We start from the raw sequence: 16,447 nt of genomic DNA on the forward strand, positions 1-16,447 counted from the left end.
CATAAAGAAACGGGAGCTATACGAGCTCCCGTTTTTGTTAATTGAAGCCGACGATGGATCAGATTGCTTTTTCCTGTTGGCTCGCATCGGCCTGCAACGCAGGTGCGGCGCCAACCTCCACGCGATGCATGGTGGATGCGGTCTGAACGCGATTGCGGCCGGCGCGCTTGGCCGCATACATGGCCTGGTCCGCAGCAGCTACCACATCCACAAGGCTTGGCCCGTGACTGTTGGATGCGGCAACGCCAGCGCTGACTGTGACGGCTATATCCGCGCCATCCCATTCGATCTTCGAGTTCTCGATGGTTTTGAGGATCGCCTGAGCGGCGGACGCTGCACCCTTTTCATTGGCGTCCGGCAGAATGACAGCGAGTTCCTCGCCGCCGTAGCGCACGACCTGATCCATATTGCGCGTGCGCGCTGAAACGATCTCGGCAACGCGCGTCAGAACGGCATCGCCGGCTGCATGACCGTAGGTGTCGTTCACCCGCTTGAAGTGGTCGATGTCGAACATGATGACCGCGTAGCCCTGCTGCGTAGCCGCCTTGTTCTCCAGCTTGTTGGCCAGTCGGTCCAGCTTGCGCCGGTTGAACACCTTGGTGAGCGCGTCCGTCTCCGAAGCATGCTTCAAGGCGCGTGCGAAGTCATGGCGGCGCTTCTCCGCAGTCAGGAAAATACCCACCAGGATCGTGCCAAGCGTCGTGGTGATGATGTAGGGCAGGGCCATGTTCTCGAACGCGGCCATGGCCTGCGGGCGGGGCATCAGGAATATCGTGAAGATGGTGATGCCGCCGACAAAGCCTAGAATGGAGAAGTCGCGGATCGTGCGTGCAGCACCCTTGCGCCAGTAGAAGGCAAGGCTGACGAGTCCGGCCAGCATGAGGCCCGAAACACCGGCCACCGCACCGACTCCGCCGAGCCAGGCGCGATAGGATGCGGCGAGCATGGTACCGATAGCGGTCGCCACTGGGCCGCCCATCGGTGCGGAGAGCACGATCAGCACCGTGCGGGCATCGAAGATCATGCCCTCCTGAAAGCGGATCGGATCGGCCATCGCGGCTATGGCTGCAAAGCCAAAGAGCGCACCACTGGCTAGCCCCAGTTTCAGCCCGCGCAGTTCCAGTCGCAGCAGTGCGCCAAACGACATGCCCACGAGGGCGGCGAGGCCAAGGCTGCGCAGAAAGCCGGTGGCGATTGTCATTGCGTCCATATTTCGGACACCCCCCAATATAGTTGGCGCCAGCATCCACGCAAAACTTTAATGGAGAGTTCACGCGGGCAAAGTTACCCCCCGAAGCACACGGAAAATCAGTGACTTGTAACCGCTCGGTGAATCAGGATCTCAGCTGCTTCAGATGGGATGTCGCAAGGCTCGCGCAGCTTTTCTTCGCCGCCTGCCTTGCTGAAGTTGCCACAGTGAATGGCTGATAAGCGTGACGATCAGGATCGTGCCGCCGATCAGGCTTTGGGTGGAGGGGATCTCGCTGAAGATTATCCACACCCAGATGGGCGCCAGCACCGTTTCCAGAAGATAGAACATCGCGACTTCTGGCCCCGACAGATATTTGGGACCATTGGCAAGGCAGAAAAATGCAATGGGCATGACGATGGCGCCATTGATGATGATCCAGACCGGGTCGTCGATGCGGTAGCCGACCTTGGATGTCATGAAGGCGCCGACCAGGAATGGCAGCAGGATCGCTGCCAGAGCGGCAAAGCCCATATCCTTGCCGCTTTGGCGCGTAATGGTGATCGCGGTCGCGATCATGAGGGCGGAACATAACGCCAGGAGATCACCAAGCAGATTGCCGGTTCCGATGCTGTCGCCGACAATGATGAGCACACCCACAAGCATCATCATCATGGCAATCAATGTCGCAGGCGAGGGGCGCTCCTTCAGAAAAAGCCAGGAGAAGAGGGCGGCAAACATCGAATTGAGCGCAAGGATGAATACGAGATTTGCCGTAGTAGTGTGGAACACCGCTCCCATGAAGGCCACCGCGCCGATGCCGTAAAGCGTGGCCACGACAAGGCCTGTCCTGCCGGGGATGAATGCTGGCGCACGCGATGACAGGCTGCGCCAGATCAGCCAGACGATGAGCGAGACCGAAAAGGTGATCGCACTGCGCACCATGAGGATCGGCCAGTGATCGCCGTCGGCCAGGCGGATCAGCGGAATGTCCACGGTGAGCACCAGGCCACCAAGCGCGGTCAGAAGCAGCCCCTTGGTGTGGTTGTCGTCACTCGCGGCCAATTTGCACCTGAAAAAACGGGAGGTCCTGGAAGATTGCAGTCGGATGCAGGGCTAATCCACCCGATCCCATCCGGTAGGGCCCAGATGCTCCTGCGGCTTGAAGCGGACCTTATATTCCATCTTCCGCGAGCCGTTGACCCAATATCCCAGATACACATGGGGCAGACCGGCCGATTGTGCGCGCCGAATATGATCCAGGATCATGAAGGTGCCAAGTGATCGGTCGTGAAGCTGCGGATTGTAGAAGGAGTAGACCATCGAAAGCCCATCAGCCATGCGATCGGTAAGAGCAACAGCCATGAGTTCTCCTTCACCCTTGCCCGTCACGAAGGAATCGGGGCCGCGCCGACGATATTCGATCACCTCGGTCGACACATGGGTGTCCTCGATCATCATCGCGTAGTCGAGAACTGTCATGTCGGACATGCCGCCCCGATTGTGTCGCGCATCCAGATAGGTGCGGAACAGGGAGTATTGCTCGGTGCTCGGCTCGGCCGGGTTGGAGGTGCCTATAAGGTCGGAATTGCGCTTGAGAATGCGCTTCATGTTGCGCGTCGGCTGGAACTCCTGCGCCAGAATACGAACCGAAACGCAGGCGCGGCATGTCTCGCAGGCCGGACGATAGGCGATGTTCTGGGAGCGTCGAAAGCCGCCCTGGGTCAGAAGGTCGTTCAGTTCGGGCGCCTTGTCACCCACAAGGTGGGTGAAAACCTTCCGCTCATATTCTCCAGGCAAATAGGGGCAGGGTGACGCGGCGGTCAGAAAGAATTGCGGCGAATGTTTCGGTTGCTGCGTCATTTCCGGGCGGTGTCTTCCTTACCAGAGCCCATAATACCATGGGCCGAGCAATGAAAAGGTCAACCACATTATCACAACAAGTGGTGCACCCGCCTTAATGAAATCCCGGAAAGTGTAATGACCGGGGCCCATGACCAGCAGGTTGGTCTGATAGCCTATCGGGGTGGCGAAGGAGGCGTTAGCCGCAAAGATCGTTGCCGCGACGAAAAACTCCACCGGTGCTCCAATGGCCTGTGCGATGCCAATGCCGATTGGCGTAAACAGAACGGCGGTCGCATTGTTCGACAGGAAATTCGTCATCAATGCGACGACCAGAAAGTAGCCGGAGGCAAAGACTGCGGGAGATTGGCCATCCATCAGGCCGACGGCCGTATCCGCGATCAGTTGAGCGCCACCCGTTCGCTCAAGCGCGGTCGCCGCGGCAATGGACGAACCCACGAGCAGGAATATCTGCCGGTCGAAGGCACGCCCCGCCTGTTGCAGCGTCAGGCAGCCCGCCAGGATCATGGCAAATGCACCGGCGATCGACGTGACCATGATCGGTATGAGATCGAGGGCGGCCGTAATGACGATGGTCGCGAAAATGGCGATGGCAATACCCGCCTTGCGCCTCTGGGGAACGGCTTCGGCCGACCATTCCAGCACCAGAAGATCGTGGCTCTCGCGCAGTTCCTCGAAGGCGCGGTCGGTACCGCCGATCAGGATCGTGTCGCCGGGCTCCAGGCGGATATCGGACATGGAAGTGCGGCCCATGCGGCTCTTGCGCTGCACGCCGAGCAGGTGAATGCCATGGGTGGTGTCGATGCCTGCATTGCGGATGGTACGCCCTGCATGGCGCGAACCGGGCGCGATAACCGCTTCGGCGACGTGGTAATCGGGGCCAAGGGGCTGAGTGGGGTCTCCCGTATGCGCGAACCGTTCGGCATCCTCGCTTGAGACAAGGGTTGGTCCGCCGATGGATAGCGCCTTCATGAAGGCGCGGCGTGTGGCCGTAACCACCAGCCGATCGCCTTGTGAAAGCGTCACATTCTCGAAGGGAGGAAAGAAGTTCATGCCACGGCGGATAATAAGCCGCGGCGTCAGCTCGCCCAGCCCTGGAAAGAGCCCGGCGCGTGATTCAATGCCGAGAAACGGATGGTTCGGCCCAAGCCGCAATTCACCGATGAACTGGGTACCGGAAATGCTCTGCCGGAAAGTGAGATCATTGGTTTCACGGCCAAGGATTTTCGGCATGATCCCAAGCACATAAATGGCACCGACCGCAGCCAGCATCAGGCCCGGCAGCGTGATCTCGAAAAAACCGACCTCCATGCCATAGCGTTGAGCAACGCCGGCCACCAAGAGATTGGTGGAAGATCCGATCAGGGTCGTCATTCCGCCCAGAATGGTCAGAAATGAAAGGGGCATGAGCGCCTTGGAAGCGGTGAAGCCGTGCTTGGCCGCCATGACCGTGATGACGGGAATGAAGATCACCACCACCGGCGTATTGTTCAGGATTGCACTGAGTGTCGCGGCAGTGAGCAGCGTTATCACCACTGCGCGGTTGGCCGAGCGGCCCCCCGCCCGCGCCATCATGCGCGCCGGCCGGTCCATCGCATCTGTGGCGAAAAGCCCCTGACCCACGATAAGCAGTGCGAGCACCGTCGCCAGGGCGGGGTTGGCAAAGCCGAGCAATAGTTCGTCCGGCCTGAGCATGTCGCCCGCCGGGGTTTCATAGGGGTATGCTGCGAAAAGCACGAGAAACGCCGAGAGCGTGGCCAGCGCAACCTGCTCGAGCGCAAACCGCTCGCTGACATAGGCAGCGACGCTGATCAGGATGATCCCGTAGGTCATCCATAGATGGAAGTCGCCCATACCCGCCTTGTCCCCTCGTTACTCTTTTGGCGGCTGCCCGCAAATTCTCAAGGCCGGACAATATCCTGTGCGCCTTGGCGGGCAAACATTCAATTGTCTGTCCCGGCTCAAGTGGGAGGAAGAATTTTGCCGCCGCACGGCCTCACAAGGATGACTTTAGCGATCACGAATGACGACGGTGCCCAGCAGCAGGTCATGGAGCGTGCGCTTGTTGGAAAGAAAGAGAGAGGCCAGAAGAACCAGAGGTGTCAGGACTGCGTTGCCTGCCCAGAACAGCACCGTATGCACCATGGCCAACATCCAGTCCACGCGGCCACCATCCGTACGCAGCATCCGCAGGCCCATCATCCGCATGCCGACGGTGGCCTGAGCAGAACCGCCAAGCGTGGCGCCCACATAAAGAAGCGCAGTCAGCGGTGCGAGGATGCCGAACAGAAACCAGCCTAGCCCAAGCGTGATGATCCCCAGAAAGAAGACCACGATCGCGACGGGGATGAGCAACAGGCCGATCAGCAGGTAATCCACGCAAAAGGCAAGAACACGCCGCGTGCGTACACCGTCCAGCGCCTCGTCATGCAGGATCAATCCGCGATCGTCCGCCCGGCTTTCATTGCTCATCCGCTTGCCTTCCTGTTCGAAGGGTTCTTACCCCTTCAGTTTCTCTGCGATCTCAGGCGCAAAATAGGTGAGTATGCCGTCGCATCCCGCGCGCTTGAACGCCAAAAGGCTTTCCATGATGACGCGGTCACCGTCGATCCAGCCATTTGCCGCAGCAGCGCGGATCATCGCGTATTCGCCTGAGACCTGATATGCGAATGTGGGAACCGAAAAAGCCTGCTTCAACCTGTAGATCACATCGAGATAGGGCTGTCCGGGCTTGACCATCAGCATGTCTGCGCCTTCGGCAAGATCCTGCTCCGCTTCGCGCACGGCCTCCTCGCCATTGGCGGGATCGACATAATAGGTCTTCTTGTCACCCTTCAGCAGCCCGCTCGTGCCGATCGCCTCGCGGTAGGGCCCGTAAAATGCGGAAGCATATTTTGCGGAATAGGCCATGATGGAAACGTCGGTGTATCCGGCCACATCCAGCGCATCGCGGATCGCGCCCACGCGCCCATCCATCATGTCGGAAGGTGCAATCACGTCTGCGCCAGCCGCTGCCTGCAACACGGCTGCCTGGGCGATCAGCTCCACCGTCTCGTCATTGATGATATTGCCGTTGCGCAGCACGCCGTCATGGCCATGGCTGGTGAATGGATCGAGCGCCACATCGGTGATGATGCCAAGTTCCGGAACGGCCTGTTTGATGGCGTGGCTTGCCTTGTTTATGAGATTATCCGCATCAAGAATGAGACTGCCGCGCTCATCCTTCAGGCTGTTGTCGATATTCGGGAAGGTCGCAATAGCCGGGATGCCGAGTTTAGCGGCACGTTCCGCCTCGCGCACGGCCATGTCCACACTGTAGCGGAAGACACCCGGCATGGCGTCGACGCTTTCCTTCCGGTTCTCGCCCTCGATAAGGAATATTGGCCAGATCAGGTCGTCAACGCTCAGGTGATGCTCGCGCACGAGGCGGCGCGACCAGTTGGCCTTGCGCATCCGCCTGAGGCGACGGCCGCCGGTAATCTCGTCAACGCTGCGCTGCATGGCTGATACTGCTTCTTGTCTGTTCATCGGCAGGCTCCTGATCCGCCGCGCTGTCTAGCACTTCGCCGTCCACTGCCGCAATCGCCGCCAGCATTGACTGCCAGGGGTGCGGCCAATAATCACCTAGAAGGTAATCAAGGGAGGCAGCGGTGGAAATGGATTTCGGAGGCGGAGAGGACGTTCTTTTCTCCCGGCGCGGCAAGGCCGGCATCATCACGCTCAATCGCCCGAAGTCGCTGAACGCGATCAACCACGCCATGATCAACGCGATCGCGCGTGCGCTGGAGGCCTGGCGCAATGATGATGCGGTACAGTGCATCATGTTGAAAGGTGAGGGCAGGGCCTTCAGCGCTGGTGGCGACATCGTGGCCGTCTACCGCGACGGCAAGGCCGGTAACTCCCCGCATTCCTTCTTCGCCGATGAATATCGGTTGAACTCCGCCATTGCACATTATCCCAAACCCTATGTCAGTCTGATCGACGGCATTGTTATGGGCGGCGGAGTGGGCCTCTCGCTGCACGGCTCGCATCCGCTCATCACGGAAAAGGCACTGTTTGCAATGCCGGAAACGGCAATCGGCTTCTTTCCAGATGTCGGCGGGGGATATCTGCTGTCACGCCTTGGTGCCTATGGCGTTTATCTGGGACTGACCGGCCAGAAGATCGCCGCCGGCGATCTTGCCGCCTCCGGCCTCGTGAAGGCGTGCGTGCCGAGCGACCTGCTGGCGCAGATGGAAGAGGCCCTTTGCGAGGGCGTGCATGTGGACGAGCTGATCTCGCGCCACGGCACGCAGTTTGAACGAGAGGCAGGTGAACACACGCTGGCGGAAATCGAGCATCATTTCTCCAAGGCCACGGTAGAGGAGATCGTGGAAAGCCTCACGGGATCTGACACGGAATTCGCTCGCGAAACGCTTTCCACCCTTGCCGCGCGCTCGCCCACGAGCCTTCGCGTGACATTCCGCCAGATCAACGAGGCACGAGCGCGTGACATCGATGCCTGTCTGGTCACCGACTATCGCATTCTCCGTCAGATGCTGATCGGCCATGACTTCTTTGAAGGCGTGCGCGCAGCTTTGGTGGACAAGACCCGCGATCCGCAGTGGCAACCCGCCACTCTCGCGGAGGTAGGCTCGCAGGACATAGAGCCCTATTTCGCAGAGCCTGAGGGCGGGGACCTCGATCTATGACAGGCGAGGGCGCAGGTGGCATGCAGCTGCGGCCAGCGGCGCTGGATGCAGTAGCCGAACTGTTTCTGCGCGCTCTTGCGCTCGTGAGCCTAGCGCTGGGCATTGCCTATTGGGTGAGGCTGATAGGTGTCTATCCGGGTGATGTCTGGCGCTTCGATCTGATGCCCCTGCACTGGCGCGCGACCGCTGCCCCGCTGGCCGTTCTCTTTCCCTTTGCCGCAATAGGCCTCTGGGCACTTGCCTCATGGGGGCCAGTCATCTGGTTTGCCGCGGCATTTATGGAAGCGGTGATGTATCTCGGGTTTCCCGAACTCTTTGGCAGTCGCCCTTTGCTGTTGGGTTTCCACCTTGCGGTGCTGCTTGGCTATCTGGCGCTCAGGGTTGCGCGCCACCTGGCGGAGCGCTCCCGCCCGCATTAACCCGAGTTAACGCCTTTTTAGCCGTAATGGCAGGGTACTATTATGTAAGGCCTTGTTAAGGCTGGTTTTTAAGTCGAATTTTAGGTGCCTTCGTTAGGTTCGCGATCAAGGTGAAGAACAAAAACAACTCACCGGCGTCAAAACGAAAGGTACCAAACCATGATGAACACGCGACCCGCGACACAGGAAAGTAAATCCACCGAGAACCGCGAAGATGCACTTCGCTCGCTCTATCTGGAATCGCTCCAGCTGGTCGAGCGTCTGCACCGCCGCCTGCTCGACGTCATCAAGGACGAATTCGAGCGCCAGGGCCGCAGCGACATCAACGCGATCCAGGCACTGCTTCTCTTCAATATCGGCAGTGCGGAGCTGACCGCAGGCGAGCTTCGCTCACGCGGATACTATCTGGGATCCAACGTATCCTACAATCTCAAGAAGCTTGTCGATCTCGGCTTCATCCATCACCAGCGTTCCCGCGTTGACCGCCGCTCGGTGCGCATCAGCCTGACGCCGAAGGGACAGGAAATCGCCAAGGTTGTCTCGCGTCTTTACGACCGTCACATCGGTTCCATCGAACAGGTCGGTGGTATCAGCATGGACGAGTTCGCCCAGTTGAATCGCGCGCTCCAGCGTCTGGACCGCTTCTGGAACGACACCATCGCCTACCGTATGTGATCATTCTGCCAGTTTGACGGCCGGGGGCACCTGGTCATATGCGGGGCCGTGTTACGGCAGGCCAGCGTCCGATGGGCGCTGGCCTTTTTCGTATGCACTGACCGGCTCCGTCACGTTTAGACCAAAATCGGGTGGAAGGGATGGATGTTGCAGCCATGCGGGGGTCGCCTAGTCGACAGGGCAGGGCGCAGATCCCGCCATTGGCGGTATGTTAACCACAACAGTTGATAGTCCCGCAGATCGTCATCACGCGGTCTGAAGGAAATTGAGGTTCGGCCAATGAAGAATACCACTCGCCGCATGTTCCTGACTGGTGCCAGCGCAGCCGCAGCTGCCGCGGTAACGGGATCGGCTGAGGCTCAGGGGCTGCTCGATGCAGTCATCCGTTCGCCGCGCCGCGGGGCATGGGATGACCAGTTCGATGCACAGGCTTCGAATGGCGGCAAGGTGGTGACCAGCCAGCCTGTCCTGAGCCCTGCAACGGTATCGAACGTGGAGCGGGCTATTGTTGACTATTCCCGCATCGCCATGTCCGGCGGCTGGCCACGTGTCCCGGACACCAAGAAGCTTGAGATCGGCGTGATTGACCCTGATGTCGAGATGCTGCGCCGTCGCCTCATGATCTCGGGTGATCTGGCTCAGCAGGCCGGCATGTCTCCGGCTTTCGACTCTTATGTCGATGCCGCGCTGAAGCGTTTTCAACGTCGCCATGGCCTGCCGGATGACGGCGTCACAGGCAAATATACCTATTCCGCCCTCAACGTATCGGCGCAGGTGCGTCTGGGCCAGTTGCAGACCAACCTGCAGCGACTGCGCGAGCAGGCCTATAATGCGGGCGACCGCTTCGTGATGGTGAACATTCCCGCCGCCGATATCGAGGCTGTGGAAAATGGCCGCGTCACGCTGCGCCATACGGGCGTCGTCGGCAAGGTCGATCGTCAGACCCCGATCCTGACCTCCAAGATCCACGAGATCATTCTCAACCCGTACTGGAACGCGCCGGTGTCGATCGTCCGCAAGGACATCATTCCGCTGATGCGAAAGAACCCGAATTATCTGGCCGATAACAATATCCGGATGATCGCGCCCGATGGTCAGGAGATCGATCCGCTGACGGTCGACTGGTCCACGGATGAGGCAACGAAGTACCGCTTCCGCCAGGATCCGGGCAAGATCAACGCCATGGCTTCCGTGAAGATCAACTTCCACAATCCGCATGCCGTCTACATGCATGACACGCCGCAGCAGAGCCTGTTCCGCGATCAGGAGCGTTTCCACTCGTCAGGTTGCGTGCGCGTGCAGAATGTGCGCGATCTTGTCACCTGGATCCTGCGCGACACGCCCGGCTGGGATCGCCGCCGGATTGAGCAGACGATCCAAACCGACTCGGATGTTCGTATCCCGGTTTCCAACCCCGTCCCGGTGCATTTCACCTATATCTCCGCATGGTCCACAGGCGACGGTGCGGTCCATTTCCGCGACGATATTTACGGCATGGACGGTGCAGCCGAGCTGCAGATGTCCAACGTGCTGTAAGTCTGATCCGACCATTCACGGAGGCGCGTTCGGCTTGCCTGACACGCGCCTCTGTGGAAATTGTCCCCCTGGGTAAGATTCTATCTTCGGCGAGTGGTGGAGCTGCGTGAAAGGTGCTAGGTGCCCTTCACACTCTGCCACTGTTTCCGACCTATAGGGGTAACACCATGGCCAATGCATCCGCCGCCTCGGTTCAGACCGAGACGTTCTTCTCCCGCCCGCTCGAGGAAGCCGATAGCGAGATCTTCAACGCGATCCGCGGTGAGCTTGGCCGTCAGCGCCACGAAATCGAGCTGATCGCGTCCGAGAACATCGTGTCACGCGCTGTTCTGGAAGCGCAGGGCACCGTCCTCACCAACAAATATGCCGAAGGCTATCCCGGCAAGCGCTATTACGGCGGCTGCGAATATGTCGACGTGGTCGAGGAACTCGCCATCGAGCGCGCCAAGAAGCTGTTTGGCTGCAACTACGCCAATGTGCAGCCCAACTCCGGCAGCCAGATGAACCAGGCCGTGTTCCTTGCACTTCTGCAGCCCGGCGACACCTTCATGGGGCTTGATCTTAATTCCGGCGGTCACCTGACCCATGGTTCACCGGTCAACATGTCCGGCAAGTGGTTCAATGTCGTCTCCTATGGCGTGCGCGAAGACGACCATCGCCTCGACATGGACGAGATCGAGCGCAAGGCACATGAGCACAAGCCCAAGCTGATCCTTGCAGGCGGCACCGCCTACTCACGTATCTGGGACTGGAAGCGTTTCCGCGAAATCGCTGACGCGGTTGGCGCCTATCTCATGGTGGATATGGCGCATATTGCGGGTCTCGTGGCCGGTGGTGCCCATCCGTCTCCGATCCCGCATGCTCATGTTGTAACCACGACGACGCACAAATCCCTGCGCGGCCCGCGCGGCGGCATGATCCTGTGCAATGACGAAGCACTGGCCAAGAAGTTCAATTCGGCCGTGTTCCCCGGTCTTCAGGGTGGTCCGCTGATGCATGTCATCGCCGCCAAGGCCGTGGCACTGAAGGAGGCGCTTGAGCCGGACTTCAAGGAATATGCACAGGCTGTTGTGTCCAATGCGCGCGCGCTTGCTGCAAGCCTGCAGGAAACCGGTCTCGACATCGTCTCGGGCGGCACCGACAACCACTCGATGCTGGTTGATCTTCGCCCGAAAAACGCCACCGGCAAGCGCGCCGAGGCAGCCCTTGGCCGCGCCAACATTACCTGCAACAAGAACGGCATTCCCTTCGATCCGGAAAAGCCCTTCGTGACCTCCGGCATCCGCCTTGGGACACCAGCCGGCACGACGCGCGGCTTCGGCGTTGCAGAATTTGCCGAAGTTGGCCGCCTCATCGCCGAAGTGCTTGATGGCCTCAAGGAAGCCAATTCCGACGAGGGCAATCACGCCGTGGAAGAATCCGTGAAGCACAAGGTCATGGCTCTGACCGAGCGCTTCCCGCTCTATCCCTATCTCGGCTGAGGCAGGCAACCGGTATGCGCTGCCCTTATTGCCAGTCGGAAGACACGCAGGTGAAGGATTCGCGTCCCGCGGAAGACGGCGGCGCGATCCGCCGTCGCCGCGCATGTCCCGACTGCGGGGGGCGCTTCACCACCTTCGAGCGTGTTCAGCTTCGCGATCTCGTGGTGCTGAAACGCTCGGGCCGCAAGGTTCCTTTTGACCGCGACAAGCTCAACCGGTCCGTCGACATCGCGTTGCGCAAGCGCAATGTCGAGCCCGAGCGTGTCGAGCGGGCGGTCAATGGCATCGTGCGCCAACTCGAAAGCTCCGGTGAGAACGAAGTGCCGTCGGATCAGATCGGTCTTCTTGTCATGGAAGCGCTCAAGCAGCTCGATGACGTCGCCTATGTGCGCTACGCCTCTGTCTATCGCAATTTCCGCGAGGCGAAGGACTTTCAGGATGTGCTGGGCGAGCTCAAGGGCGAGCCCGACGCGGAATAGGCGAGGCAGATGTCTGAGCCTGAAGAAACGGCTGCAAGTGAACAGGATCGCCGCTTCATGGCGGCGGCGATCCGCTATTCGCGCCGCAATCTTGGCCTCACCGGGACCAACCCATCCGTGGGAACGCTGATCGTCCGCGATGACGGCGATGGCCCGCGCATCGTTGGCCGCGGTGTCACCCATATCGGCGGTCGTCCGCATGCAGAGCCGCAGGCTCTTGATGAAGCGGGTGAGCTCGCGCGCGGCGCAACAGCCTATGTGACGCTGGAACCCTGTGCCCATCACGGCCGAACGCCCCCATGCGCGGAAGCCCTCATCACCTCGGGCATCACCCGCGTTGTCGGCGCAGCTAGCGACCCGGACCCACGGGTCAGTGGCCGGGGTTATGCCATGCTGCGCGAGGCTGGCATCGAAGTGGTGGAAAACGTTCTGGCGGAAGAAGCCGCCGACCAACTCCGCGGCTACCTGAATCGGTCTTCGAAGAAGCGCCCCGAAGTGATTCTGAAGCTTGCGCTTTCCGCCGATGGCAAGATCGGCATTGAAGGTGAGGGGCAAGTCGCGATTACCGGTGCCATTGCGCGACGCCAGGTGCATCGTCTGCGTGCCGAAAGCGATGCCATCCTGATTGGTATCGGCACCGCACTGGCCGATGATCCCGAACTGACCTGTCGTCTCGAGGGGCTCGAGGCGCGCTCGCCAACGCGTATCGTGCTCGATCGCAACATGCGGCTGCCGCTGGATTCAAGATTGGTCGGGTCGGCGCGAAAGACACCCCTGCTGCTGACGTCCGCAGCCGATTGTGAAGCGGCAAGACAGCCCTTCGCGGATCAGGGCGTCGGTTTCATTGCCGTGGACGTTGAGGGCCGCGAGATTGCCATCCCCGAACTGCTGGAAGATCTTGCCGAACGCGGCATTTCCACACTCATCGTCGAAGGCGGTGCCTTTACGGCCGAAGCATTTCTGGCCGAGCATATGGTCGACCGTCTGGCGCTTTATGTGGGGCCGGCGGAAATCGGTGAGCGTGGCATTCCGGCTCCCGTCACGCCACAGGATGTGCCACATGGGATGGTGCTGAAGCGCGAAGCGCAATACGGTCCGGACCGCTATTTCGAATATGTGAGGGAAGGCTGAATGTTCACCGGCATTGTCACCGATATCGGCGAGGTGGAAAGCGTTCGGCCGCTCAAGGAAGGCGTGCGCCTGCGCATTCGCACCAGCTACGACCCGAAGACAATCGACATAGGCGCTTCCATCGCCTGTTCGGGCGTCTGTCTTACCGTCGTGGCCTTGCCGGACGCGCAGTCGAATGGCCGCTGGTTCGAGGTCGAGGCATGGGAAGAAGCGCTGCGCCTGACCACTGCTTCCCGTTGGACCGAAGGCACCCGGATCAATCTCGAGCGGGCGCTGAAGATCGGTGACGAACTGGGCGGCCACATCGTCTCAGGCCATGTCGACGGGCAGGCGGAAATTGTCGAGCGTATCGAAGAAGGGGATGCAACCCGCTTCCGCCTCGAAGCTCCGGCGGATCTGGCGCGCTTCATCGCACCCAAGGGCTCCGTCGCGCTTGATGGAACATCGCTTACCGTCAATCAGGTGGAGGGGAACCGGTTCGACGTTCTCCTGATTGCACATTCATTGAGCGTAACCACCTGGGGGGATCGCAAAACGGGTGACGTGGTCAATCTGGAGGTCGATACGATGGCGCGCTATGCCGCACGACTTGCAGAGACGGCCAATCCGGCCTAATTGCACCGCTCTCACACGACTTCGCCGCAAGGGGCACGGATTTCATGGCAGACGAACAGCTGAAGCTTCTCATCGTTGAAGCGCGCTTCTACGACGACATCGCAGACGGACTTCTGGATGGCGCCAAGAAGGCGCTTGATGCTGCCGGTGCTGCCTACGAGGTCGTGACCGTGCCGGGCGCGCTCGAGGTTCCTGGCGTCATTTCCATGGCAATCGATGCAGCCTATCGCGGCGGAAAGCAGTTCGACGGCTTCGTCGCTCTCGGCTGCATCATCCGCGGTGAAACCTATCATTTCGAGATCGTCGCCAACGAATCCGCACGCGGTCTGACCGATCTTGCCGTCAAGCATTGTGCTGCAATCGGAAACGGCATACTCACTGTCGAGAATATGGAGCAGGCCCGCGCGCGCATCACCAAGAGCGAAGGCGCGGAGAACGCACCTGGCAAGGGTGCTGCGGCAGCTTTGGCCGCACTTAAGATGATTGAAATCAGAAAAAGTTTCGGGAGCTAGAACGGCATGACCGAAGAAAACGGGCAGCCGAAGATGCAGCCGGGATTCAAGCCCGCCAACAAGCGCGGCGCCGCGCGACTTGGCGCGGTGCAGGCACTCTATCAGATGGATGTCGGTGGCACCGGCCTTCTTGAAACCACGACGGAATACGAGACCTTCCGGCTTGGCAAGGAAATCGACGGCGAAACCTATCGCGAGGCGGACAATCAGTGGTTCCGCGCCATCCTTGCCGGCGTCGTCGAGAACCAGAAGACGATCGACCCGATCATCCGCCAGTCCCTGACTGACGACTGGCCGCTGTCCCGCCTTGACTCCACGCTGCGCGCCATTCTGCGTGCGGGCGTTTATGAGCTGACCCAGCGTTCCGACGTGCCCGTGGCCGTGATCGTTTCCGAATATGTCGACATCGCCAAGGCATTCTACACCGAGGACGAGCCCAAGCTCGTGAATGCGGTGCTTGATCGCGTTGCCCGCCGCACCCGCAATGAGGGGCGGGGGAAAGACCGCAATTGACGGATCAGAGCCTCCACGAAGCCAAACGCACCGCCCTCGTTCTGGCGGCGGCCCAGGCCTTTGTGGGGGCAGCAACGCCCATCACCATTTCCATGGGCGGCCTGGCAGGCAGCTATCTCCTTTCCACCGACAAGTCGCTGGCGACCCTGCCGGTCACCTCGTTCAATATAGGCGTGGCGCTGGGCGCTTTGCCTGCAGCCTTGATCATGCGCGCCGTTGGGCGGCGCAACGGCTTCATGGGCGGCTGCATCGCGACCTTTGCCGGAGGCGTGGTGGCAACGCTGGCACTCTTTCAGGCAAGCTTCTGGCTCTTCGCTGCCGCTTTGCTGATGGTCGGCCTCGGCAACTCCTTTGTTCAGCAATACCGCTTCGCCGCTGCCGATAACGCACCTGACAGTTTCAAGCCGCGTGCCATTTCCTGGGTACTGGGTGGCGGGGTCTTTGCCGCCATTATTGGTCCCCAGCTTGCCATCAACACGCGCGAAGTTTTCGCTCCTGTCTCTTTTGCCGGAGCCTTTCTTTCGGTCGCGTTTCTGGGCGTTGTTGGCGCTGTCATCCTGTCATTCCTGCGCCTTCGCAAGGAGCCGGTGGAAACCGGACCGCCGGCCGGCGGCGAGGCCCGTCCGCTGGGTGTGATCCTCAGCCAACCACGCTTCCTCGTGGCTTTGTTCTGCGGCGTGGGAACCTTCGCCCTGATGAGCTTTGTCATGACGGGCGCACCACTGGCCATGGTCGGCTGCGGTTTCTCCCCCGATGACGCGACGCTCGGCATTTCCTGGCACGTGATTGCCATGTTCGGTCCAAGCTTCTTCACCGGACGCCTGATCACGCGCTTCGGCAAGGAGAGGGTCGTCGCTGCGGGAATGTTCCTGCTGATCGGCTGCGCACTTGTCGCGCTGTCCGGCATTGCGCTCTGGCAATTCTGGACCGCCCTGATCCTGCTCGGCATCGGCTGGAATTTCGGCTTCATCGGTGCCACAGCAATGGTCGCCGATTGCTACCGCCCCTCCGAGAAGAACAAGGTGCAGGGCATGCACGACTTCCTACTCTTCTCGCTGGTTGCATTCTCCTCGCTCATGTCGGGCCAGGTCTACAATGCCTTTGGCTGGGACATGCTCAACTGGGTGATCTTCCCCGTTACGGGCCTTTGCCTCATATCTCTTGGCGCTCTCGCCCTTCGCCGTCGCCGCACAGTCCAATCGGTCTGACCTGAAGGCGAAGTTGGGGCAAAACGTCGCAGCACAGATTGACGCGCACCTGTTTCTCCGCAACAGTTCGGTGGGCCGGTCACGTCTTTCCGGTCCGTCTTCGGTGGCCCGGGGGGAGGTCCGGCGGGCCTAACA

The 16,447-nt window shown here is 60.4% G+C and carries 17 protein-coding genes; 11 read left to right on the forward strand and 6 right to left on the reverse strand.

Annotated elements, in window-relative coordinates; translation table 11 throughout:
• Positions 1–58 precede the first annotated feature (58 nt).
• The 6 genes from WA367_RS13595 to hemB all read right to left on the reverse strand — a co-directional run bounded on the left by WA367_RS13595 (position 59) and on the right by hemB (position 6,580).
• Positions 59–1,210, reverse strand: a complete 1,152-nt coding sequence (locus WA367_RS13595) for a GGDEF domain-containing protein (protein WP_336057302.1) — start codon at positions 1,208–1,210, stop codon at positions 59–61.
• Between the two features lie 141 nt (positions 1,211–1,351).
• Entirely contained in the window at positions 1,352–2,254 is a 903-nt protein-coding gene (locus tag WA367_RS13600) for a DMT family transporter (protein WP_336057303.1), read from the reverse strand.
• A gap of 51 nt (positions 2,255–2,305) precedes the next feature.
• Positions 2,306–3,052: an arginyltransferase gene (locus WA367_RS13605; protein ID WP_336057304.1), complete on the reverse strand. Its 747-nt coding sequence runs from the start codon at positions 3,050–3,052 to the stop codon at positions 2,306–2,308.
• Between the two features lie 18 nt (positions 3,053–3,070).
• Complete coding sequence (locus tag WA367_RS13610; protein WP_336057305.1) at positions 3,071–4,906, reverse strand: SLC13 family permease; 1,836 nt, start codon at positions 4,904–4,906, stop codon at positions 3,071–3,073.
• Between the two features lie 156 nt (positions 4,907–5,062).
• Positions 5,063–5,524 carry an RDD family protein gene (locus WA367_RS13615; protein ID WP_336057306.1) on the reverse strand — a complete coding sequence of 154 codons (462 nt, stop codon included), beginning with the start codon at positions 5,522–5,524 and terminating at the stop codon, positions 5,063–5,065.
• Between the two features lie 27 nt (positions 5,525–5,551).
• Positions 5,552–6,580, reverse strand: coding sequence for a porphobilinogen synthase (gene hemB, locus WA367_RS13620; RefSeq protein ID WP_336057307.1), 1,029 nt, complete (start codon positions 6,578–6,580; stop codon positions 5,552–5,554).
• 128 nt (positions 6,581–6,708) lie between these two features.
• Between hemB and WA367_RS13625 the strand changes: the two genes are divergently transcribed.
• The 11 genes from WA367_RS13625 to WA367_RS13675 all read left to right on the forward strand — a co-directional run bounded on the left by WA367_RS13625 (position 6,709) and on the right by WA367_RS13675 (position 16,312).
• On the forward strand, positions 6,709–7,743 hold the full coding sequence (locus WA367_RS13625; RefSeq protein WP_336057395.1) for an enoyl-CoA hydratase/isomerase family protein: 1,035 nt from the start codon (positions 6,709–6,711) through the stop codon (positions 7,741–7,743).
• 20 nt (positions 7,744–7,763) lie between these two features.
• On the forward strand, positions 7,764–8,162 hold the full coding sequence (locus WA367_RS13630; RefSeq protein WP_336057308.1) for a DUF6163 family protein: 399 nt from the start codon (positions 7,764–7,766) through the stop codon (positions 8,160–8,162).
• 159 nt (positions 8,163–8,321) lie between these two features.
• Complete coding sequence (gene ldtR / locus WA367_RS13635) at positions 8,322–8,837, forward strand: transcriptional regulator LdtR (RefSeq protein WP_336057309.1); 516 nt, start codon at positions 8,322–8,324, stop codon at positions 8,835–8,837.
• A 279-nt stretch (positions 8,838–9,116) separates the two neighbouring features.
• Positions 9,117–10,373, forward strand: coding sequence for a L,D-transpeptidase family protein (locus WA367_RS13640; protein ID WP_336057310.1), 1,257 nt, complete (start codon positions 9,117–9,119; stop codon positions 10,371–10,373).
• Between the two features lie 167 nt (positions 10,374–10,540).
• Positions 10,541–11,854, forward strand: a complete 1,314-nt coding sequence (gene glyA, locus WA367_RS13645) for a serine hydroxymethyltransferase (RefSeq protein ID WP_336057311.1) — start codon at positions 10,541–10,543, stop codon at positions 11,852–11,854.
• A gap of 14 nt (positions 11,855–11,868) precedes the next feature.
• On the forward strand, positions 11,869–12,333 hold the full coding sequence (gene nrdR / locus WA367_RS13650; RefSeq protein ID WP_336057312.1) for a transcriptional regulator NrdR: 465 nt from the start codon (positions 11,869–11,871) through the stop codon (positions 12,331–12,333).
• Between the two features lie 9 nt (positions 12,334–12,342).
• Positions 12,343–13,464: a bifunctional diaminohydroxyphosphoribosylaminopyrimidine deaminase/5-amino-6-(5-phosphoribosylamino)uracil reductase RibD gene (gene ribD / locus WA367_RS13655; protein WP_336057313.1), complete on the forward strand. Its 1,122-nt coding sequence runs from the start codon at positions 12,343–12,345 to the stop codon at positions 13,462–13,464.
• Positions 13,465–14,079 (forward strand): riboflavin synthase, encoded by a 615-nt coding sequence (locus tag WA367_RS13660; RefSeq protein WP_336057314.1) that lies wholly within the window; start codon positions 13,465–13,467, stop codon positions 14,077–14,079.
• A gap of 44 nt (positions 14,080–14,123) precedes the next feature.
• Complete coding sequence (ribH, locus tag WA367_RS13665) at positions 14,124–14,591, forward strand: 6,7-dimethyl-8-ribityllumazine synthase (RefSeq protein WP_336057315.1); 468 nt, start codon at positions 14,124–14,126, stop codon at positions 14,589–14,591.
• Between the two features lie 6 nt (positions 14,592–14,597).
• Positions 14,598–15,104, forward strand: coding sequence for a transcription antitermination factor NusB (nusB, locus tag WA367_RS13670; protein WP_336057316.1), 507 nt, complete (start codon positions 14,598–14,600; stop codon positions 15,102–15,104).
• Complete coding sequence (locus WA367_RS13675) at positions 15,101–16,312, forward strand: MFS transporter (RefSeq protein ID WP_336057317.1); 1,212 nt, start codon at positions 15,101–15,103, stop codon at positions 16,310–16,312. The genes nusB and WA367_RS13675 overlap by 4 nt, the downstream gene beginning before the upstream one ends.
• Positions 16,313–16,447 lie beyond the last annotated feature (135 nt).

Origin of the sequence: Nitratireductor sp. CH_MIT9313-5 (genome assembly GCF_037029545.1) — a bacterium.
Classification (GTDB): domain Bacteria; phylum Pseudomonadota; class Alphaproteobacteria; order Rhizobiales; family Rhizobiaceae; genus Chelativorans.